The organism is Campylobacter sp. IFREMER_LSEM_CL2256 (assembly GCF_025771645.1).
In the GTDB taxonomy this organism is placed as follows: domain Bacteria; phylum Campylobacterota; class Campylobacteria; order Campylobacterales; family Campylobacteraceae; genus Campylobacter_D.
The window spans coordinates 1-1,058 of sequence record NZ_JAKMQQ010000033.1 but is presented as its reverse complement, the minus strand read 5'-3'; the positions used below and the strand labels follow the sequence as shown (position 1 = coordinate 1,058).

1 protein-coding gene is annotated in these 1,058 nt (G+C 31.9%); it reads right to left on the bottom strand.

Annotation, left to right across the window (positions count from 1 at the left end; translation table 11 throughout):
- Nucleotides 1-70: 70 nt before the first annotated feature.
- Nucleotides 71-1,058 (bottom strand): hypothetical protein (locus L8U00_RS07775; protein ID WP_263709113.1); only part of this gene is annotated, 988 nt, incomplete at its 5' end.

Here is a 1,058-nt window from a genome sequence, read left to right as displayed (position 1 = left end):
TACAAAATTATACAGTGACATATATTTCTTTCTTTTTCCACAACATTATAAAATGTGCCTATATATCCGACTAATAAAATATTTCATGATCTCCACCGCCAAAAGTAACTTCTCGTCTCAAAGCTGAAACATTACCAAAAGTACTAAATATCATATTAAATACAGGAATGTCAGTTAATGGTTTTGTGCACCATGTAGTCGATATTATAACTTTTGCTACACTAGAGCTATTGAATGCTTCATCCCATCTTTCTATAACTGGACCAGTTTGACCAAAACCAATGCTAAGGCTGGTTCCAGAGAAATCAACCTTTTCTCCTGGAATCCCATCATATAATGTTAAAGTTACAGTAGTGTAGCATGAAAAAGGATCTTTCCAAGAATCAAATGCTGCATGAATTTTTTTTTGCACTTCAAAACCTTCTAAAATTGTCTCAACATTATCACCTTTCTTATTTTTATATTTCACTTTAAGATTAAAAATTCTACCAGTATGCTTAGTAACACTTGTGACAGGTTTAAAATTTAAAAAAACCGACCCTTTATTGTTAGTTTGAAGTACTCCTTTATTTACAAAATCAACATAGCCAAGATACTGATCTGGCTGAACTTCAACAATAGAATTTGGAAGGAATCCATACATTTCAATAGTCGCTCCTGTTTTAAATGGAATATACCGTTGATTCACTTTAGGGTTGGCATCACCATAAAATTCAGCCGTTTTACTAGCTTTTCCGCTTCCATCTTCATATTCAACACTTACTATTACTGGACGCATATAAGGTGAAATCGATTCGAACTTAGTTAATGCTATACCTTTGCCATCAAAATATTTTGGAATTAATTTTTCTTTTGGCAATCTCCCATCACCATCAATACTCCATTTAATTTTTTCATAAGGAGTGCCTCTTGCGAGTATACTCACAATTTCAATTAATTTTGGATTTAGTTTTGTTTTGCCAAGAGTTAATTGAATTGGAATCTTCTTATAAGGCAATTCTTTACTTAAATCTTTACCCATAGTATTTACACTAATGATAGGATTAGCTTTAAATGGA